Here is a 21080-nt window from a genome sequence, read left to right as displayed (position 1 = left end):
AAATGAAATCACTGACTCGATTGCTCGCCGCAACCATTACAAGTGCCAGCCTTCTCGCATCATCCGTAGCAACAGCATGCACCAGCTTTCTGCTGCCTGCATCAGATGGCGGCTTCGTCTACGGACGGACACTGGAATTTGGCATGGACATTGATTCGCGCGGCATCTCGATCGGACGCGGCGTGGAAATGAAAGGCACCGGAATTGACGGCAAAGCTGGTTCCGGACTTGCCTGGAAAACCCAGTACGCAGCAATCGGTGCATCCGGTCTGAACCTGCCCATTCTGGTCGATGGATTCAACGAGAAAGGTCTGGCAGGCGGGATGCTTTATGCACCCAACATTTCCCAGTTCCAGGAAGTCTCACCCGCGGATTCTTCCAAATCCATCGCTTCTTATGAAATGCTGGTCTACGCGCTCACCAATTTCGCTACAGTCGACGAGGCGCGCGAGGGTTTTCGCCAGATCAAGGTAAACGAGTCTCCGCAGAAGCTGTTCAAGGGCGTGGTGCCACTGCACCTTACCCTGCACGATGCCTCCGGCAAGAGTATCGTGATCGAGTATATCGGGGGCGACCTGCAGATCAATGACAACCCGACCGGTGTGCTTACCAACGCACCACATTTTTCCTGGCATCTGAACAATCTGGGTAATTACGCCAACCTCTCGACCAGCAACCCGGCCCCCGTCAAAGTCGGCGACGCCAATTTTGGCCCCCCCAGTTCAGGCGGTGGCATGGTTGGTCTTCCAGGCGACATGTCCTCACCATCGAGATTTGTACGGGCGTTTTTCATGTCGCACAATGCCCCGCGCAAGCTCGATTCGAAGCAACAGGTGGGCACAGCGTTCCACATTCTGAACAACTTTGACATCGCTCCTGGCATGGTGAGTCTGGGCGGCGGTTTCGGGGGGTCGTCAGGTGGGTACGAGATCACATACTGGTCGGCTGTATCGGACCTGAAGAACCAGATTTTTTATATTCGCACGTTTGGTGACCCGAGCGTTCAGGCAATCCGGATGTCAGACATCGACCCCGAAATCCCCGAGATTCGCAATTTCAATCTGAACAATCCCTGGAATATCAGCATTCTTAGTGACAAGAAGTAAATAGCGCACACCCGGGTTGCGAAGCACATACTGCCAGGGCGGATTAACGGCGGACTGAGCCTTGTCCGCCACCGATTTCAGAGCACCTTGCCAGGATTCAGAATACCCAGCGGGTCGAGTGCCTGCTTGATACGGCTCATCAGACTGATCTCTGCCTCGTTACGGGTATGGCCCAGCCAGGCTTTCTTGCGGGTACCGATGCCGTGTTCAGCTGACACCGAGCCCTGATAATCGCCTACCAGGCCATAGACGACCTCCTCGATCAGCGGCTTGGGAAACCCGCCCGACTCCCGTGGCACATGCACAACCACGTGCAGATTACTGTCGCCTACATGCCCAAAGTACAGTGACACCGATCCCGGAATCCGCGACTGAAGCTGCTCGCGCAGCTGCTCCACAAAACGTCCGATCTGCCGGATGGGCAGACTGACATCAAAACTTGTGTAGGGCGACAGCCTGACCGGAAACTCGGAGACGGAGTCGCGGATTTTCCAGAACGCCTGCGCCTGCTTGAGCGAACTGGCAATCGCAGCATCCGTGATCTCCTCACCCTCAAGCGCCTGTTCGACGAACGTCTCGAACGCATCCTGGGAGAGTCCTGAAGGACCACTATCACACTCCACCAGCACAACCAGCTGGCCGTCGGCCTGCACCGGCGTCTCGATACCTGGCAACCGGGTCATGAATCCATAGAAATCTGGCCACATCGCCTCAAAGGCGAGCAGCGAAGCACCGCACTGTTTTCTCGCACGACTGAGAAACCGCAGAACCGCTTCATAACTGGGTAGAACACACAGTGCACACGTGGTCTGTTCAGGTGCAGGGTGCAGTCTCAATACCGCCCGGGTGATGATCCCAAGCGTCCCTTCTGCACCAATAAACAGCTGCTTGATATCGTATCCCGCGTTGTTCTTGAGCATTTTGTTCAGGCTCGTCACAATCGTCCCATCAGCGAGCACGACCTCCAGACCCAGCACTTGTTCGCGCATCATGCCGTAACGGATCACCCTGTTTCCGCCTGCATTGGTCGATATGTTGCCACCCACCTGACAAGTCCCCCGGGCACCCAGATCAACCGCAAAGTACAGATGCTGTTCCAGCGCCGCTTCCTGGACTGCTTGCAGCGGCGTGCCGGCCCACACCGTCATCGTGGCCGCATCAGCATCGATCTCCTGGACACCGGCCAGACGCTCCAGGCTGATCACCACGTCACCCACGCCTGTCTGCCCTCCCCCGACCAGTCCGGTCATGCCTCCCTGAACAGTGACCGGATGGCGGTGGGCATGACATAGCCTGAGCGTCGTAGCCACATCCTCTGTACCCTGAACTCGCACAACAGCGAGCGGATCGTGGTGGTACTGACCAGACCAGTCGGTCCGGTAGCGGTCTTCGATGGCCGCACCGTGCAGAACCCGCTCATCACCGAGCGCTTGAATCAAAGCCTTGAGTAACACATCAGACATAGCAGGGCCCTTCGATCAGTGGATGTTTCTTGACGAACTCGAGGTCGATCCCGACTCCTGTCCCGACACCGGGGGCTGGCTGCACAAACCCCTGCGCATCGAGGGAATACGGTGGCCCCGAGCCGAGCTCATCCCGGAAAGGATTGAACGCAGTCACATCGCCTTCAAAGTAGCCCGGATTGTCCACAGCACAAAGCAGATGGATGCTTGCAGCCATGTTGAGCGCAGTCAGCGAGGTGTGAGGGTTGACTGAGAGCTTTCTGGCGCTGGCCATGGAGGCAATGCGCATGGTCTCGGTCAGACCGCCTGTCTTGGAAATATCGGGTTGAACAAAGCCCACACAGTCATCTTCAAGCAATGTGTCAAACTCGAAGCGGGTGAAGTGATTCTCCCCTGCTGCGAGCGGCACCGGACTGACACGCGCCAGTGTTCGATATGCATGGCGATCATGAGCAGGAAACGGCTCCTCAAGCCAGGCAACACCGCACTCGTCGAACGCACGCACCACGCGCCTGGCCTGCTCGAGGGTGTAACTGGTGTTGGCATCGACCAGGATCTCGATCTCGTCACCTGTTGCCGCGCGAACCGCCTGCACCCGCTCAATGTCACGGGCAGGTGAGTCACCCATTCTGAGCTTGACGGCTCGATAACCCGTTGCGATATGCGACAGTGCTTCCTCTGCCAGCGCCTGCGGTGCTTGCCAGCCAAGTGCGATGCCGCCGGCATAGGCCTTAACCAGTCGGGTATGACCACCCAGAAGCACGCACAAGGGTTGATTCGCAACCTGACAACGGATATCCCAAAGCGCCATGTCCAGGCCGCTCAGGGCCATTGCGGCGGCCGCACCCATACCGTGGCTCGCCAGCTGCATCCGGTAAACCTTGTGCCAGACGCCGACCACGTCGGTTGCCTCCATTCCAACTACCAGTTCGGACATTGTGGTGTCGATCAGGCGGGCAATTGCGCCGGGGCAGCGTCCGTGATGAGCCTCCCCCCATCCAATCAAACCATCATCCGTGTGCACCTGCACCAGCACGGCATCGCGCTTGACGCTGCGACCGATCCCCAGCGTCACCGATTTCTCGGGCGGCACCGGGAACGAAACCGGAAACGCCTTGATTTGCGTGATTTTCATCTATGTCTCCTCCTGCGTCATCGAGCTCTGGCAGTCACCATCGACTCAGCGCCGGCTCGAGAAAGGCACCTGACCTCTACGGGTCGGCTTCAGTGCCAGATCAACTACTACTCGCGAACTCTCATGAACTGGCGTCAAACACCTCCGGATTGACGACGTTGTCCGGACGCTCGCCAGCCAGCAGTGCCAGGACGGTTTCCACGCTGCCACGGCTGAGATTCTCCAGGCTGGTTGCCGTCAGCCCGGCCAGATGGGGGGTCAGAAGCGTATTTGGACATCCGAAAATGGGCTCCTCGCCTGTCAGCATCGCCGATTCGTGTACATCGAGCACTGCGGCACCGACCTGACCACTGTTGAGTGCTTGCACCAGCGCTGCCGTATCGACAACCGGACCACGAGCCACATTGACAATAGCAGCACCAGGCTTCATTGCTGCGATCGCATCGGCATTGATCAGATGGTGTGTCTGCGCATTATGCGGGCAGGCAAGAATGACGATGTCAGATCGCTCCAGCAGTGTCTGCTTGTCCACCGCCTCGACGAACGACGGCATGGTTTGCGGACGCCGGGTCAGGCCCAGCACCTTCACATCGAGCGCATGCAAGGCGGCTGCCAGACGCTTGCCGATCGATCCGACACCGATAATCCCGCAGGTGCTTCCAGCCAGTTCGATACAGTCGTTGGACATGGGCTTGGCGGCATGCCAGCCTTTCTCACGCAACGTTCTGTCGATCGTTGCCAGCCCGCGCCGAATATGAAAAATCGCGGCTAGCGCGTACTCCGTAACTGCCACCGTGTTGCCACCAGGCATGTTCGCCACGGCAATGCCACGCGCAGTGGCCTGCTCCATTGGAATCATGTCGAGCCCGACGCCGTGACGCACCACGTACTTCATGCTCGGTGCGTGATCAAACACATCCTCCGGCAGATGTGCGCGTACGATCATCGCGTCACAGTCCCTGGCAAGACGCAGAATCGTTTGCGGCGAAGGATTCTCTGCCAGTACCACATCAACCTTCTCGGCCAGCAAGGCCTGATAGTGAGGGTGGATCGGATTGGTCAACAGCACTCGAGCTGACATTGGCAGAACTCCTTGGACAGTTAGGGCCGGAAAGTGTCGGGCAACACGGCGTCGGAAATACTGGCCTACTTCATGGCCTTGAAGGCCGCGTCAACCATGCCCTGAACAAAGGGCTTGACCTTGCTGGCGACGGCTTCTCGATATTCGAACGGGTAGTCTTCGTTCATGTATGTGCTCTGGCACATCTCGAGCTGGATCGCATGAATGCCTTCAGACGGATTGCCGTACTGACGGGTGATGTACCCGCCCTTGAAACGGCCATTCAGGACCCAGGTGAAAGGACAGTCAGTCAGAGATGCCTCAACCGCCTCGAGCATGCCTGCATCGCAAGCCTTTCCGTTGTCAGTCCCTATGTTCAGATCCGGCAGTTTGCCCGGAAACAGACGTGGCAGCTCGCTGGCGATCGAATGGCCTTCCCACAGCAGGACTTTCCCGTGCTGGTCACGGATGTCCTTGAGAGCCTGTTGGAGCTTGTCGTGATAAGGCTTCCAGTACTTCTCCAGGCGAGCCGTCTTTTCCTGCTCGGTGACACCCTGACCGTCTAGATAGAGAGGTTCTCCACGAAACGCGTATTCGGGGTACAGCCCCGTTTTAGTCTGGCCGGGATACAGGTTGTCGTCTGTCGGAGGACGATTCAGGTCCACCACATAACGCGAGTACCTGGCGTGAAGCAGCGATGCACCCATCTCGCGAGCAAAGTCATACATGATGTCCAGATGCCAGTCCGTATCTGGCACCTGATGGGCAACCGGGGTCATACGTGCCTTGATGTCTTCAGGAATTTCCTGACCCATGTGCGGGATCGATATCAGCAGCGGTGCCGTACCTTGAATGAAGGTGTAAGGAACGTCGAGTGTTTCAGAGTTCATGTTGTTGAATCGCAAAAATCGTGACAAAAGTAAAGGTGTTGCGAACGGGTGCACGTTAATCCGAACTGACGAGTCTGACCTGTCGAATCAGAAGGCAGCCATTCGCCACAGGGCATCATGCCACAACCGGATGCTCCGGTCGTGCAAGGGTCTCCCGGAGTCAGTCACCTGTTGCGATCGGTGCTTCCTTTCTGGCGCACCACTCGCTCCAGGACCCAACATACAATGGAGCAGTACCCAGGCCCGCCACCTCAAGTGCCAGCAGGTTATGGCAGGCAGATACGCCTGAACCACACTGCATGATCAGATCCTCGGCAGGCCGACCACCGAAATGCTCCCTGAGCTCACGGGCAAGCACATCCGGATCCTTGAAAGTGCCATCTTCCTTGAGATTCAATTTGTAGAAACGGTTGACGGCACCTGGAATATGCCCACCCACGGGATCGAGTGTTTCATTCTCTCCCCGGAACCGGTCCTGCGCCCGGGCATCAACAACCAGCTTTTCCTGTGATGCCACATTGGCCAGCACGTCTTCAAAGGACACGGCATGAACTTTCTGGCCGCGATCACTGAAGGTGCCATGCCTTGTTACAACCGGCACGTCGGTGGTCACCGAACCATCTGCGGCCTTCCAGGCCTGTATCCCACCGTCCAGTACGGCGACTGCCTCATGCCCCAGCCAGCGCAATGTCCACCAGACGCGTCCCGCGTGGGTTCCCTGGCTGCTGTCGTACACAACGATCTGGGTATCGTCATCAACCCCCAGCATGCGCATCAGATCAACCACTTCCTCGCGTTCGGGCAATGGATGTCTGCCATTTTGTCCTGTTTTGGCACCACTCATCTGCGGCGCATCCATCCCCACGAACCGGGCACCGGGCAAATGACCCTGCGCATAGGATCGCTGACCCGCCTGGGCATCAAAGAGGTCATGACTGCAGTCCAGCAGCACTACACTGGCAGGATCGGCCTGCATCAGTGACTGAAGCTGCTCGACGGAAATGAGGGTTGAATAGGACATGATGGGACGGCCTCTGTTGATGGTCAAACACCACAAAAGAGTACTGCATTGCCAGGGTGTTGCCTACGGGTCTGTCGTTCGCCCGATCAATAGTCACACCGCTGACTGACGCGTCACCCGAGGTTGGCCGACCCATCCTGTTGCCGGCAGTCTCGCAGAAATTGCTCAAACACATCCGCGGGCAGGGGTTTGCTGTAGAGATAACCCTGGATTTCGTCACACGCCTTCTCCTTGAGAATGGCGAGTTGCTGCTCGGTCTCGACACCTTCGGCGATGGTTTTCATCCCGAGACTGTGCGCCATCTGCACGATCGCCGAGACAATTGCCCGATCGTCCGCATCCTTGCCAAGTTCTCTGACGAAAGACTGGTCAATCTTGAGCTTGTCAACGGCGAACCGCTTCAGATAGCTCATGGAAGAGTAGCCCGTCCCGAAATCATCAATCGACACCAGAAAACCGGCATTTCTTAATGCGCTGATGGCTTGCCCGGCCGCGATCGGATTATTCAGGGCAACCGTTTCGGTGAGCTCCACTTCAATGCAACGCGACGGAATCCCGGCTCTGGCAACCGTCTCGATGATGTTCTTGACCATGTCTGTCTGTACAAACTGCAAGGCGGACAGGTTCACCGCCACGCTGAAGTCACCTAGACCCGCATCTCGCCACTGACGCATCTGGTGAGCCACATGTCGCAGGACCCAGGTGCCAATCTCGAGGATACGGCCACTCTGTTCGGCAATCGGAATGAACTCGCCGGGTGACACATTGCCCCAGACCGGATGAACCCAGCGCAACAACGCCTCCGCGCCCACAAAGCGACCATCAGCAATCGACATCTGGGGCTGAAAGACCATATGAAACTCCCGATCCATGTCAGCCTGTTTGAGCGAACTTGCGATTTCAAGTGCTCGCAACGAATGCTCCTGCATGTCCTGCGAGAAAAACCGCAGACCATTGCGCCCTTCCATCTTGACCCGGTACATGGCGGTCTCGGCGTTCATCATGAGGCCCGTCACCGAGTCACTGTCGCCCGGATAGATCGACATCCCGATCGAGGCGCTGACCGCCAGCTGACGCGAATGCAGGCGAATCGGCTGTTGCAGCACATCGAGCAGATGGCGGGCCAGCAAGGCAGCCGTCTGCTGATCCGTATGTGGCAACAAGGCCACAAAACCATCACCGGCTACTCGCGACAGCGTGACCTGATCACCGAACTCCTTGCGCAGCCTGTTCGATACTTTGACGAGCAAGAGATTGCCTGCGTCGTGGCCCAGCGAATCGTTGACCGCCTTGAAGTTGTCCAGATCGAGCCAGAGCACGGTCAGCGGAAGGTCCATCTCGCTTGGACGGGTGATGAACTGTTTGAGTCGCTCCTCCAGCACCTCGCGATTGGCCAGCCCTGTGATCTGGTCATAGTTCGAGAGCTGATGAATGCGCTCTTCATTCTCACGCTGCAGCGTGATGTCTTCCTTGTGGGCGACGTAATTCGTCACCACACCAGCGTTGTTACGCACAGGATAGATCATCGCCTTTTCGGTATAAGTCGAACCATCTTTGCGTTGATTAATCAGTTCGCCCTGCCACGTCAGCCCCTGGCTCAGCTTTTCCCACATCTCCTGGTAGACAGAGGGGGGAGTCTGGCCTGACTTCAGAACATGCGGCGTCTTGCCGATCACTTCCCAGGATTCGTAACCGCTGACCTTGGTAAACGCCCTGTTGACGTACTCAATGCGCGACTGGGTGTCTGTGATCAGTACGGGATACGGACTCTGCCCCAGGGCTGTCGATAGCCGGCTGATCATCTGCTCCTGCCGATGCAGCCTGACCCCGCGCCACACGAATTCTGCCACACGCTGCAGGACCTCGATGTCAACCTGTTCGTAGCGAACTTTACGATTACCGACAGACAGAACCATACGAACTCTGCCAGCATCAAAAACCGGCACCGCCACAAAACGTTCGACCACCAGTCCGTGTGTTGGCGTGAGACGCCTCGCAACCTCTGTCGGGCTGTTGACGACGCAGACCGCGTGCGATGCAAGAACCGGTTGCCAGAGTTCGTTCAACGTCTCAAACCCCATTGAGCCGTCTTCACCGGTCACTCCCTTCGAATCAGCCAACCCCGTCAGTCTAGTCGCGCTCGTGATCGTCTGGACCACCTGTTCCTGACGATCAAGCAAATGAATGAAAGCGAACTGACTAGCGGAAATATTCAGAACACCTTCTGTGGCCATCTGCAGATACGTCTGCTCATTGTTGATCGATTCATGCTCTTCCAGCCCAAGCAATAGCGCGTTGACCCGTGCCTCTAATGCCAGGCGTTGCTGCTGCTCGACTGCTTCGGTCATGTCCCTGACCAGCACCAGAAAGGAAGGTGCAGCACCATCTGGATGGGGCTTGCGCGAAATGGACAAATCCAGATGCCGGACTGCATCCTCTGTTGGCAACTCAATCCGTATATTGCGTGCACCACCTGCAGCCTGGGCAAACTTCAAGGCATCCAGCACACGCTGTACCTGGTCACCTGGCAACAGGTCCTGCGGCTTGAGTCCCTTGGTGAAGCGTTTGAAATGCGTGCCTGCGCCTTCTCCTGAATGCACCTTCTGCAAAGTGCCGTCTCGATCAACTTCGATCAACTGGTCAGGCAAAGTATCAATTGTGAGTTCGAGACTTGACCGGGCTTGCTCAAGTTCCTGAAACGGTTGGTGCACCAGACGTACAAACACCCCCCGGTACAGAAAGGCAAATCCGGCGATCTTGAAGATGTGCCCCATCAGGTTGAAGACGTCCGTGACATCTGCGTAGAGTGTGAGGAGATACTCACTCATCGCAAAGATGACACTCGCTGCGGCGAGGTTGGCCGCGCTTAGATGACAGCCATGTCCGGCATGGCGATAAAATCCAAACGCTGCCAGGAGATACAAAACAACCAGCACATACTCAAAGTAAAGCTTGAAGTCTGTCAGCCCGCTGCCTTCGATGAAAGTGCGGGGCAGGTACTGCGGAAAGAACAGCAGCAACACTGAAACCACCACCAGAACCGGGGTGATCAATCCGAGCCAGAGATAGCGTGACTGTCTGCCTAGCCAGGCGTCTGCGGAATGCGGAACCCACGCAACCAGCAACAGTCCTAGCGCAAGCATAAACCGCGCTGCAAGCCAGAAATTGATCGCTTTCTCCGGATCGCTAGGCGTCACAAAATCCGGCATACCCTGATATGAGAGGGCGTGTAGCAGATCCAGGATGCTCACACCCAGCACAAACACACCCAGGATCGCCAGTCTGGCGGCACGTGCGTAACTCTGGGTGCTCCAGGACACCGCGAATATCATGGCGCCAACACTGATCGCCAGCACTTCCAGAATCGTGTGCAACGGAACGTAGGAAGCCAGCCCACGACTCATTTCGGGTGCCGGCAGGAGCAGGAGCAAGACAAGCACAACAGCCAGTGTGCCGATCCAGGTCAAAGCCATGCGGACATCTGAGCGCTGCGATGAATGTGACACGAATGAAAGCCTTCTACTTGAACAGACGTGCGCACATCTGTTCGCCCACCTGTTCGATTAACTTTACGTTGCTATCTGTGAACACTCAGATCGCCACAACAGCGATCATTTCAACAGACGTTCCTCTACAGCTTTAACGATAAACGCAAAACCACTTGTTCGCCTTTGTCATTTCTGGTGCGCTCCGATTTTCATTGATGCAAATCAACATACCTGATCGTCCCACTCATGCGTTGACCGGACGCGAACACAGACAGGGTGGCCAATGCCGAGTCTCTGTGATGGCATCTGCCAGAGCCTGCTGAAGGCAAACCGGGAATCCTGTTTCTGCTGACCGCCGTCAGGCTGATATTCTGCGTAGCGTCGTGCATCCGGCGTCAAACTCTCAGCAAGAGCTGGGCGGTGCTAAAATCCGGACTTTCATTGACGGTCTATGGTGACAATCTGGACCACATCCGGTGTTGTGCCAGTTGCACGTTCAGGTAGCCCTGCTTACCAGATCATCAGGTGCTTGAAAAAGAGTGTGCGGGTGGGCCGAATATGCCTGTCCTGTACCCGATCTTTGCCGTCTCAGTGATGAGATCAACTGAGTATGACGCCCACCGACCTGAATGGTTAAGTGCATCCTCACCGCTCACAGTCATTTTAGACGGCGAACCTCCGGAATGGATCCAGCGTCAGGCCTGTTGATCACCTGCTCTCTCCAGACAGCCCGCAGAGCTGGCCAGCCAGAAGGTTACCCTGCCTTTGGGCCTTGGGCCTTGGGCTTTGGCTCAGTGTCTGTCATCAACGCCGGTCGTCAATCGCCACCGCCAACCCAGTTAGCCAGAACAGATCAGGACCCCCTTATGTCCCAAGAATCGGTCGCAGATGAAGTCAGACGCAGACGCACCTTCGCCATCATCTCCCACCCAGACGCAGGTAAAACAACACTGACCGAGAAGGTTCTGCTGTTTGCGGGTGCCATTCAGATCGCTGGCAGCGTCAAGGCACGCAAAGCCTCACGCCACGCCGCCTCAGACTGGATGGAAATCGAGAAACAACGCGGCATCTCGGTGGCCTCATCGGTGATGCAGATCGAGTACCAGGATTGCGTAATCAATCTTCTCGACACCCCCGGTCACCAAGACTTCTCGGAAGACACGTACCGCGTACTGACTGCGGTCGACGCGGCACTGATGGTGATCGACGGCGCCAACGGTGTCGAACCTCAGACATTGCGGTTGCTTGAGGTCTGTCGCGCCCGCCAGACACCCATCATCACCTTCATCAACAAGTTCGATCGAGAGGTCAAGCAGCCACTGGATCTAATTGCCGAAGTCGAGTCTCATCTCAAGATGGATGCGGTACCCCTGACCTGGCCTGTTGGCATGGGCAAGGCGTTTGGTGGCGTGTTCGATATCCGGCACGACCGAATGCGCTTGTTCCGGGCAGGCCGGAACAAGTTTGACGAATCCGATCAGGCTTTCATCGAGGGTCTGGACAATCCCGAGATCGGCAACCGCTTCAACGAGTCCTGGGTTCAGGCACTCGATGAAATCGAGCTCATCCGGGAGGCTTCCCCGACCCTTGACCGTCAAGCGTTCCTGGACGGCAGGCAGACGCCCGTTCTCTTCGGCTCGGCCATCAACAACTTCGGGGTGCAGGAAGTCCTCGACACTTTAGTCGAGATGGCTCCTTCCCCCGGTCCCCGCAAAGCGCTAGAGCGCACCGTCGAGCCTGATGAACCCAAGTTCACCGGGGTGGTTTTCAAGGTTCAGGCCAACATGGATCCTGCCCATCGAGACCGCGTCGCTTTCGTGCGGGTCAGTTCGGGACGCTTCACACGCGGTATGAAGTTACGTGTGAGTCGCACCGGCAAAGACATTCGACCCAACAATGTGGTGTCATTTCTGTCGCAACGTCGCGAACTGGTTGAAGACGCGGTCGCCGGAGATATCATCGGCATTCCCAACCACGGCATACTGCACCTGGGCGACGTGCTGACCGAAGGCGAGACACTGCACTTCACCGGGTTACCCTTCTTTGCGCCTGAGCTCTTCCAGGCAGTTGAAGTCAAAGATCCGTTGCGAACCAAGCAGTTGCGGGTAGGGCTGACGCAACTCGGTGAGGAAGGTGCCATCCAGGTCTTCAGGCCAGAGGCTGCGGGCGGGGCGATGCTGCTTGGCGCAGTGGGGGTCCTGCAGTTTGAGGTCGTTGCCCATCGCCTTAAAACAGAATACGGTGTCGAAGCCCGGATGATGCCGTCAAGGTACAGTCTGGCTCGGTGGGTTTCGGCAGAAGACTCGAAGGAATTGCGCAAGTTCCTGGATGCAAACATGGCAAATATCGCCTACGATGTTGTTGATGCGCCCGCGTTTCTGGCATCATCTGTTGCCCAGCTACGGGTTGCACAAGAGCGGTATCCGCAGATCCAGTTTCATACAATGCGTGAACACGGTGGCAAAGTGTTTGATCAGGCGGGCTGATTCTGACCCTCGGCAGGTCCCCTTGCTTCATGCTGACAGGCGTAAAGCCCGCACCTATTAACGTTGATGTTCCAAGATGTCCTGGCGATTCCTGATTTTCTTTGTGGTGTTCTGCATGGCCGGTTCTGCTCTGGCGGGAATGGTCGTGGGCAACTGGCTGGTCAGCGAAGCGCCTGTTGTCGACGAAGGTACACGCACAAACGCAGGACTGAATACTGAGCAGGTTCTGGACGCATCTGGTCGGCCCCTTGCCGGCATTGCGCCGCAGCCGCTAACTGACGGCACGCTCGGCGTTCCACAGAACCGGATTCAGCCAATGTGGGAAATTCAGGCTGTCTCTCTGTTTGACTCGAACCTCGATCCGATGGTGTCACTGGCGATCGGCAGTCAGAGTTTCACTATCGCTGATGTGCTCAATCAAGCGGGTGCCGGACTCAGTGACGGTTCTTCAGACATTGCGACCTTAGACGTCACGCAGGGCGGCGGTGGATCTTCCGCGAATGATCGGGTCGGAGACATTGCCAGACAGCAGGGGGGAAGCGGCAACACACAGGGTGGCTCGGCTCCTGGCAACTGGCAGCAAGCACTTGATGAGGCAATCCGTGCCTGCGACTCGGTTGGCTTTTTCAGTCGGCCGGGATGTATCGAGCAGGCTCGCCAGCGGTTTTGTGGGCCGAACAATGCCTGGGGACGTTACCGCCACTGCCCGGCCCAGCAGGGTTTTGGTCCCTCTGGCGGTGGTGCCTGACAAGGCGGGTCACTCACCTTGCAAGCTCTCTGACCCCTGTCGTTCCCGTCGTGAGGCCGTCACGGCCTTGTTACGACGTCTGGACCGGTGTCACCTACCGCCTTCCTTGCTCAGACAATCGATGCCTGGGACTTACGCAGTGATGCCGTCGGAATACGCATCTGTTCCCGATACTTCGCCACGGTCCGCCGGGCAATCGTGATGCCCTGCTCCTCAAGCAGTTTGACCAACTGTGCATCCGAAAGAGGTTTGGCACGATCCTCGGACTGAATGAACCCTTTGATTCTGCTCTGGACAGCCGTCGAGGATGTAGCCTCCCGACCCTCGGTACTTAATCCGCCCCCAAAAAATCGCTTGAGCTCCACCGTCCCAAACGGTGTCAGCATGAACTTCTGAGTAGTCGCTCTGGAAACCGTCGACTCATGCAACCCTAGTTCTCCAGAAATTTCTCGCAACGTCAGGGGACGAATGGCTCCCCATCCCTCATCAAAGAACGCTTGCTGGTGGTCGGCAATCGCCTGAGAAACTCGCATGATTGTCTCGAATCGCTGCGACACGTTGCGAATCAGCCATCTTGCTTCCTGCAACTGCCCGTGCAAGGCAGTGTGCTCACCGCTTCGGGCTGAGCCAAGCGCCTGGGCATAGACTTCGTTGATACACAATTTAGGAACCACTGACTCATTGAGCTGGATCTGCCACCCCTTGGCAGTTCGTCGCGCAATCACATCGGGCACAGCAAAATCAGCGGCTGGACGTGTCCACTGGCTTGCGGGACGGGGGTTCAGGCGCCGTATGCCTGTACAGGCTTGTTGCAACAAGTCAGCAGGGCAGTCAAGCTGTTCGCGCAAACGGCCAAGATTACCCGTTGCCAGCGTGTCAAGGTGATGCTGGCAAATCTCCCGGCCCAGCGCAAGCACCTGTTCATCGGCGAACACCGGCAACACGGCGAGATCCGGTTGTTCCAGTTGCAGCAGCAGACACTCGGACAAATCCCGTGCACCAACACCCGGCGGATCGAAGGACTGAAGCAGCCGCAGCGCAGCAGCAAGCTCATCCAGTTCAACACCGGTTTGCGGATCCAGCATGGACAGCACTTCTGGCAATGAGGACTCCATCATGCCGTCATCGTTCAGATCGTCGATCAGCAACGACACCAGCGCGGCATCGCGTTCGCTGACATGGGTCGTCCCCAGTTGTTGTAACAAGTGCTCGCGCAAGGATATCTCACCCGCAGACTCAGGTCGTTCGAGTTGCTCATCATCGCGCTCACGTCGCAAACCGCCTGCGGGCGTCTCGGCTGCCGTTTGTGGCGATGGTTCGGCCTCAATGGTCTGCACGGGTATGTCATTGCCGTCCGTTCCGGTATCTGCGGCTTCAGACGGCTCCGGCGTGTCAAGCAGAGGGTTCTCTGCAAGGGCCCGTGCCACCTCAAGTTCAAGATCGAGCGTAGAAAGTTGCAACAATCGTATAGACTGCTGCAATGCGGGGGTCAGCGTCAAATGCTGACCCATGCGAAGCTCGAGAGACTGACGACTCATTAGTGAATTAATCCGATGCAAACAAATAGCCGATCGACCACAAGCCGGGACGATACCCGGTCCCTGAGCACCACCATCAGAAAACTTCTGCTGCCCACCCGCCTGTTACAGGCGGGTGTCATCGCTGCAGTCGTCATCATCTGGGTCTGGATTGCCCAGCAAATATTGCGGCTGGGCGGGATGATTCGCTACGACGGTCTAAAGTCCCTGGGACCTGAGTTCGTCAGGATCATGACCGATATCAACCCATACCTTTGGTGGGGTGTGGTCGCCATTCTGAGTCTGATTGTACTTTCAGTCACGCGCACCTGGCTGATCAACAGCCAGAAACGTTCCCGAACCGTCCTGGTGCCCGTTGCAGATGTACAGAGACTCGCAAACACACTCTCGGTGGAAGGCATCCAGGTACTTCGCTGGGTCTGGGACGAGAGCGCGGACCCGGTCACGGTCGGCGATCTGATCACCACGCGTCAGCAGCTTGGTTCGGGGCGGGTACGCAAACTTGCGATGGCACAGGCACAGGCGCTTGCGCTGGCTTCTGCAAGCAAGCCACCCTCGTTCAACATGCGCGACGCTGACACACCACAGACTCGGCCAGAGCCCGTTATCGACTCGCGTGCAACAGAAAGCGGCGAGCGCAAGGACCCACCGACGATCCGTGCTGAGCCCAGGACACGCAGCGAACCCAGCTTGTAAGCGAGATCGCCATCATCTGATTCCCGTTCCAGTCATGGTCGGGAGATGAAGGTTCTGACTGGTGTCGTGGATCCGACCCGCACGTCCGAACACGATGTGGCCTGAGACCCGCAAACGGGCAGCAAGCTCGGGTCAATGACCCGATCAAACTTGCATTTTTCCTCAGAATATGTTTTGCTATAGACATGAATACCTCAATGGGTCCTCGCGAGATGATTGCACAGGCAGCAACGCTGTCGGCTTTTGCTCGTCAGTGTGCTTCGACCAGCGCACGGGACGCCATGTCTTCGGCAACCCTCGCCACCAACTCCCTATCCCTACTACTAGCGATCGGTTGCCGGGCCTAGTGCCCCGTGGCAAGTCCGGCAGCCTAGTGCCACACCTGTGCGGTGATGCACGATTCGTGCGCTCGCGGGCACACTCCAGTTCAAAACCATTCACATTTAAATCGTTGCCAGTTGGCCCCGCCGATCGGGGCGAGAGAGGATTCCATGTTGACCGACCCATCCAAGAAATACATTCCCTTCAAGCCGTTCACAAAAGACTTTTCTGAGCGAACCTGGCCAAGCAAGCGCATCACTCATCCTCCAGTCTGGATGAGCACCGACTTGCGTGATGGCAACCAGTCCCTGATCGAGCCCATGAGCGTCGAGCGCAAGCTGCGCTTTTTCGAGATGCTGATCAAGACTGGCCTCAAGGAGATCGAGGTCGGCTTTCCGTCGGCTTCGCAGACAGACTTCGACTTCGTGCGCAAGCTCGTTGACGAAAACAGGATCCCTGAAGACGTCACCATCATTGCCCTTACCCAGTCACGTCCAGAGCTGATCGAACGCACGGTCGAAGCCGCGGCTGGCGCCAAGAAGGCCATGATCCACCTCTACAACGCCTGCGCCCCGGCGTTTCGCAAAATTGTGTTCAACATGTCCCGCGACGAGGTCAAACAAGTCGCCGTTGACGGCACTCGCTGGGTGATGGAAAACATGGCCAAGCATCCAGAGACCGACTGGTACTACGAGTATTCGCCTGAAGTGTTCAGCACCACCGAGCCTGAGTTTGCCCTGGACGTCTGCAACGCGGTAACCGAGGTGTGGAAACCCACCCCGCAAAAGAAGATTGTGTTCAACCTGCCAGCCACTGTAGAGGCGACAACGCCGAACATGTACGCGGACCAGGTGGAATTCATGCACACACGCCTGAACAAGCGTGACAGCATCGTCATCAGCGTCCACCCTCACAATGATCGCGGCACAGCCGTGGCTGCAGCCGAACTGGCCATGATGGCTGGTGCGGACAGGGTCGAGGGATGCCTTTTCGGGAACGGTGAGCGTACCGGCAACGTGGATCTCGTCACGTTAGCGCTTAACCTCTACACACAGGGAATCCATCCCGGGCTCGACTTCTCGGACATTGACGAAGTGCGCCGTTGCGTCGAGTACTGTAACCAGTTGCCTGTTCATCCGCGTCACCCCTATGTCGGGGACTTGGTGTTTACAGCATTTTCCGGGTCACACCAGGATGCGATCAAGAAAGGACTGGCCCAGCAAAAGCCAGACGCAGTATGGGAGGTTCCCTATCTGCCGATCGATCCGGCTGACCTTGGCCGTACGTACGACGCAGTCATTCGCGTAAACAGCCAGTCAGGCAAGGGTGGTGTGTCCTATCTGCTCGAGCAAGAGCACGGGCTGGTGTTGCCTCGCCGCCTGCAGATCGAGTTCAGTCGGGCCATCCAGCGCGTAACCGACGAGACAGGCCGTGAAGTCACATCCGACGATGTATACAGCCTGTTCTTCAAGGAGTATCTGGGCAAGAGCAGCCCCTGGAAGCTGATCAAACATCGCATCACAGGTGATCCATCTGCTGCGCAAGGACAACACTTTTCGATTGATGCAGAATTCGATGTCAACGGCCAGCGTCAATCCCTGAGCGGACAAGGCGACGGGGCAATTTCGGCCTTCGTCAACAGCCTGAGCCTGCCCGTACGGATTGTGGACTACCACGAGCATGCCATCGGGACTGGGACAGAAACGCGGGCGGCCTGCTATGTAGAAGTCAAGATCGGTGACTCGCTGCCAGGATTCGGTGTCGGCGTAGATGTCGATATCGTGACTGCTTCGTTCAAAGCCGTTCTCAGCGCAGTGAACCGTTACATTCAGGAAAACGGCATGGAGGCTGTGGAGGCCAGCACAACCAGCACGACCGCCTGATCAGGTGTCTTGCTGAACCAGTCGCGATAGCTCAGCCTCATCAAAGCCGGCTTCGCGACGAGCCTGCAGGTTGAACGGCCCCCGTACTCTGGGGGCCGAGTATTTCTGTCGTAGAACCTGTTCTGCCTGCTCACTGTCCAGCCCTCGTTGCTCACAGCACCAGTGATACCAGCGGTTGCCGATCGCGACATGACCGATCTCTTCGCGCAGAATCACATCAAGAATCTCGGCACCACGCAGATCACCCGCCTGGTAAAGCTTCTGACGAATCGGCGGAGATGCATCCAGCCCTCTTGCTTCAAGCGTTCTGGGAACCATCGCCAATCGCCCCAGCAGATCATCCGATGTCTTGACAGCCATCTCCCATAGCCCATCGTGGGCGGGGAAGTCACCATAGTCATATCCCAGTGACAGCAGGTGTTGTCGCAACATCGTAAAGTGTGAAGCTTCTTCACGCGCAACGCGCAACCAGTCTCTGTAAAAAGCGTCAGGCAGTCCAGAGAATCGCCAAACAATATCCAGCGCCAGATTGATCGCATTGAACTCGATGTGGGCGATTGCATGCAGCATCACCGCCCGACCTTCAACGGTCTGGACACCGCGGTGCTTCAGCCTTGCCGGACTGACGAGCTCAGGCACTGCAGGTCTTCCGGGCAAGACTGCGTCGGGTTCGTAGACCGCACCACTATCAATTGCGCTCCCGTCTCCGATCTGTTGGGTCAGCTGACACTTGAGGACAACGTCTGACGTCAACAGTGCGTGCAAGGCTTGAGCCCTGGATTCCCTTAATACTTCAGTCTGTAAACCGATGGTGACTGCTTTCGATGACATATGATCTGACCTGTCTGTTTCTCGTCAAAGCTACATTTTGAATTCGCTGTGGAGAGCATGTAATGTCGTTGTCTGAAACCTCTGAATCCCGGATTCCAGTTGCGGCGCTGGTGACTGGGCTCGGCGGCCTGGTCCCGTTCTGGGCGCTGGCGCTTTCACCGCTCGCTGAACTCGATTTCGCTCCCGTGATTTCGTTGTTCATCCTGAACACGTACGGTGCGGTGATTCTATCGTTTGTAGGCGCGATCTGGTGGGGACTGGCCGTCACGCTACCCAATGCACCGAGAAGCGCCATGTTCTGCTGGAGTGTCGTGCCGGCGTTGATCGGCTGGGTCGCTGCGGCTCCCATCATGCCGGCAGACATCGGGTTGCTGATTCTGATGGCAGGGTTTGCGATTCAGTGGCTACTGGATATCACCATGTTCGGCAGACTTGGCATTCCGGTCTGGGTGATCAAATTGCGCACAATTCTTACCCTCGGTGTCCTGGGAGCATTAGTCTGTGCCTGGTGGTTGCTGGTCTGAATTCTCATTAACCATGAAAGTCATCAAGCAAGTATCAGACTGAACGCGTTCGTGTCGGGTTCTCATTTCAGTATGACTTATTCCCGAGCATTCGGGGCCTCGCTGATGATGGAATCCAGCTCACGCTCCGAATTGCTATCACCAAGCTAACAATTTCTGCTTACGTCACTGGACGGCGCGCTGGTTGTTAAGCATCAACCTGTGAAGCTGAATCTTCGCCTGCGATTCGCTTGCGCATCCTCCTTATGATGGAGCCAACTTTCTCAATGACTCGCTCTGCGAGTACGCGCTGGCTGGGTTCCAGTAAAGGGATCACTTGGACTGTCGCTGCGGGGACGGCCTCCTCGACTGCGTCAGCCATCTCCTTTGCCAGTTTCTGCAAGTATTTTGGGCCAATGCTGAGGGACTTGGCCAGCTCCACGAAATGCGCCACCGTCAGCTGTTCTGGATCACTCTCTCCTGCAATCGAAAAAGCAAATCTGGAACCGAGGCCGGTGTACACCCGAGTGCACATCAGGTCATAAAATGGGGCGAGCCGCATCCCCCGTCCGCTTGCAATCATGGACAAATTCTTCGCATGTGAGTCGTTATTCCCCGTGTAGAGATTGAAGAATAGCCAGCGCAACAGATTCCGCTGATCCACACCTGGCTGAGTCGACTGTTTTAACAGCGCAAAGCAATCGTTGAAGTTTGGGCCGCCGTCGTATTCGTATTTCACCTCTGAACTCTTCCCGAGCAACTGACAGAAATCGGCTTGCCAGACCCGACGCACGACACCATCTTCTCCGAGTTTCCGGTCATAGCGTTCAATGAGACACGCGTGGGTTACCGGTTGATATGACACCTTCGCTGTGGGTAAGCCGCACTTGTGCGCGGCTAACATTATGATGGTCTCGTTCGCAGCAGATGCGAAGACATTAATGTCGGGCCGAACAATATCTGGTTTGAGGATATGTGTTGAAGGTGAACTCCCCATTGGACGGGACGGTTTTTCGTCTTTCTGGATATACAGCAGTAGTTTGTATTGAGCGCCTGAAATGGACATCCGGGGCTTTGGCAACCCTTGCGCAGCCCGCTCGATTTCCTCACGTTCTTCTATCCGTGTTCCGTTGTAGGTCAGTGCCCTAACCTGCTCCCACGTCAATTGCTGATAGATTGGTGCCTGAGGCTCCTCTCCATCCGGCAGGAGTACGATTGATCCGGCACACTCACCACCCACCTTTGATAGCAAGCCAAATGTCGTCGAAACCTGCTCCCGCATGCTGATGAGCATGCGTTGATCACCTTCGGGACGCAAATTCTCGAAAAAAGTTTAAAGGCAAAAATCAGCATCCCGACGGAAGGTGAGTCAAGCAGTCCTCGACCTATTGAGCTTTCACCGCTCGAGCTGCCTTGATCGCCCGGGATGAAAGCGCGAGCATCGTCGTACGACAACCCGGGGCACCGCAGTAGCAGGCGTACTGTGCTCTGACTTTTGCGGTCTTGCGACCCTCTATGACCAGAGCGTAGTCAAAGCTCAGCTCTTCGCCTCGCTCAATATCCCGCATGGCCACCACGAATACCTTTTCACCCTTGTCATCCTCTTCGGTTTCACAATTTGGCTCGCAGGAATGGTTGATCCAGCGCGAGTCATTGCCATCCTGATTGCCGTCGATGATCTTGCCGCTACTGAGCATGAAGAAAAAGGTGTGAAAGGGGTCATCCGGATCTGATGCGACCTGCCTGTCCGCTTGCTCGCTACTGATCCGTTTGCCCTCATACTCGAAAATCCGTGTCCCGGCCGGGATCCGTCTTCTCGCAAAAACTCCCTGCCCATGCAGCGCAGACTTCCTGACCTGGTGCCAGACAGGTCCAGGGGATTTTGCTGCGGAACGGGAATCCACCAATTCA

Annotated in this window: 16 protein-coding genes; 6 read left to right on the top strand and 10 right to left on the bottom strand. The window is 56.7% G+C overall.

Going from position 1 to position 21080, the window contains the following annotated elements; genetic code table 11:
* The first annotated feature begins 2 nt into the window (after positions 1–2).
* Positions 3–1106 carry a choloylglycine hydrolase family protein gene (locus DBV39_RS14955; RefSeq protein WP_108622218.1) on the top strand — a complete coding sequence of 368 codons (1104 nt, stop codon included), beginning with the start codon at positions 3–5 and terminating at the stop codon, positions 1104–1106.
* A 77-nt stretch (positions 1107–1183) separates the two neighbouring features.
* On the opposite strand, the gene DBV39_RS14950 is transcribed toward DBV39_RS14955, so the two are convergent.
* From DBV39_RS14950 to DBV39_RS14925, 6 genes are all read right to left on the bottom strand, one after another.
* Positions 1184–2569, bottom strand: coding sequence for an FAD-binding oxidoreductase (locus tag DBV39_RS14950; protein WP_108622217.1), 1386 nt, complete (start codon positions 2567–2569; stop codon positions 1184–1186).
* Positions 2562–3704 (bottom strand): mandelate racemase/muconate lactonizing enzyme family protein, encoded by a 1143-nt coding sequence (locus DBV39_RS14945; RefSeq protein WP_108622216.1) that lies wholly within the window; start codon positions 3702–3704, stop codon positions 2562–2564. Before DBV39_RS14945 ends, DBV39_RS14950 begins: the two co-directional genes overlap by 8 nt.
* 121 nt (positions 3705–3825) lie before the next feature.
* Complete coding sequence (locus tag DBV39_RS14940; protein ID WP_108622215.1) at positions 3826–4785, bottom strand: NAD(P)-dependent oxidoreductase; 960 nt, start codon at positions 4783–4785, stop codon at positions 3826–3828.
* 65 nt (positions 4786–4850) lie between these two features.
* A complete protein-coding gene (hutG, locus tag DBV39_RS14935) occupies positions 4851–5654 on the bottom strand; it encodes an N-formylglutamate deformylase (protein ID WP_108622214.1) in 804 nt (267 codons plus the stop codon).
* Positions 5655–5814: 160 nt separating this feature from the next.
* Entirely contained in the window at positions 5815–6675 is an 861-nt protein-coding gene (locus tag DBV39_RS14930) for a sulfurtransferase (RefSeq protein WP_108622213.1), read from the bottom strand.
* A 113-nt stretch (positions 6676–6788) separates the two neighbouring features.
* Positions 6789–10148: an EAL domain-containing protein gene (locus DBV39_RS14925; protein ID WP_108622212.1), complete on the bottom strand. Its 3360-nt coding sequence runs from the start codon at positions 10146–10148 to the stop codon at positions 6789–6791.
* An 881-nt stretch (positions 10149–11029) separates the two neighbouring features.
* Here DBV39_RS14925 and DBV39_RS14920 point away from each other — a divergent pair.
* Both DBV39_RS14920 and DBV39_RS14915 read left to right on the top strand, forming a co-directional pair.
* The gene (locus DBV39_RS14920; RefSeq protein ID WP_108623304.1) at positions 11030–12649 is read left to right on the top strand and encodes a peptide chain release factor 3; all 1620 of its coding nucleotides are present in this window, start codon (positions 11030–11032) and stop codon (positions 12647–12649) included.
* Positions 12650–12725: 76 nt separating this feature from the next.
* Complete coding sequence (locus DBV39_RS14915; RefSeq protein WP_108622211.1) at positions 12726–13397, top strand: hypothetical protein; 672 nt, start codon at positions 12726–12728, stop codon at positions 13395–13397.
* Positions 13398–13507: 110 nt separating this feature from the next.
* Here DBV39_RS14915 and rpoN read toward each other — a convergent pair whose 3' ends face one another.
* Positions 13508–14935: an RNA polymerase factor sigma-54 gene (gene rpoN, locus DBV39_RS14910; RefSeq protein ID WP_108622210.1), complete on the bottom strand. Its 1428-nt coding sequence runs from the start codon at positions 14933–14935 to the stop codon at positions 13508–13510.
* Positions 14936–14950: 15 nt separating this feature from the next.
* On the opposite strand from rpoN, the gene DBV39_RS14905 reads away from it, so the two are divergent.
* Both DBV39_RS14905 and leuA read left to right on the top strand, forming a co-directional pair.
* Positions 14951–15631, top strand: coding sequence for a hypothetical protein (locus tag DBV39_RS14905; RefSeq protein ID WP_108622209.1), 681 nt, complete (start codon positions 14951–14953; stop codon positions 15629–15631).
* 491 nt (positions 15632–16122) lie between these two features.
* On the top strand, positions 16123–17835 hold the full coding sequence (leuA, locus tag DBV39_RS14900; protein WP_108622208.1) for a 2-isopropylmalate synthase: 1713 nt from the start codon (positions 16123–16125) through the stop codon (positions 17833–17835).
* Here the strand turns inward: leuA and DBV39_RS14895 are convergent, their stop codons facing one another.
* Positions 17836–18666 (bottom strand): ferritin-like domain-containing protein, encoded by an 831-nt coding sequence (locus DBV39_RS14895; RefSeq protein ID WP_108622207.1) that lies wholly within the window; start codon positions 18664–18666, stop codon positions 17836–17838.
* 62 nt (positions 18667–18728) lie between these two features.
* Between DBV39_RS14895 and DBV39_RS14890 the strand changes: the two genes are divergently transcribed.
* Entirely contained in the window at positions 18729–19190 is a 462-nt protein-coding gene (locus DBV39_RS14890; protein WP_108622206.1) for a DUF3429 domain-containing protein, read from the top strand.
* Positions 19191–19377: 187 nt separating this feature from the next.
* Here the strand turns inward: DBV39_RS14890 and DBV39_RS14885 are convergent, their stop codons facing one another.
* Together DBV39_RS14885 and DBV39_RS14880 are read right to left on the bottom strand one after the other, a co-directional pair.
* On the bottom strand, positions 19378–20334 hold the full coding sequence (locus DBV39_RS14885) for a HipA domain-containing protein (RefSeq protein WP_159078977.1): 957 nt from the start codon (positions 20332–20334) through the stop codon (positions 19378–19380).
* A 220-nt stretch (positions 20335–20554) separates the two neighbouring features.
* Positions 20555–21073 (bottom strand): SET domain-containing protein, encoded by a 519-nt coding sequence (locus tag DBV39_RS14880; protein ID WP_227870659.1) that lies wholly within the window; start codon positions 21071–21073, stop codon positions 20555–20557.
* Positions 21074–21080: the final 7 nt, after the last annotated feature.

The organism is Orrella marina, assembly GCF_003058465.1.
GTDB classification, from domain to species: domain Bacteria; phylum Pseudomonadota; class Gammaproteobacteria; order Burkholderiales; family Burkholderiaceae_B; genus Algicoccus; species Algicoccus marinus.
This window is presented reverse-complemented; position numbering and strand designations above follow the sequence as displayed.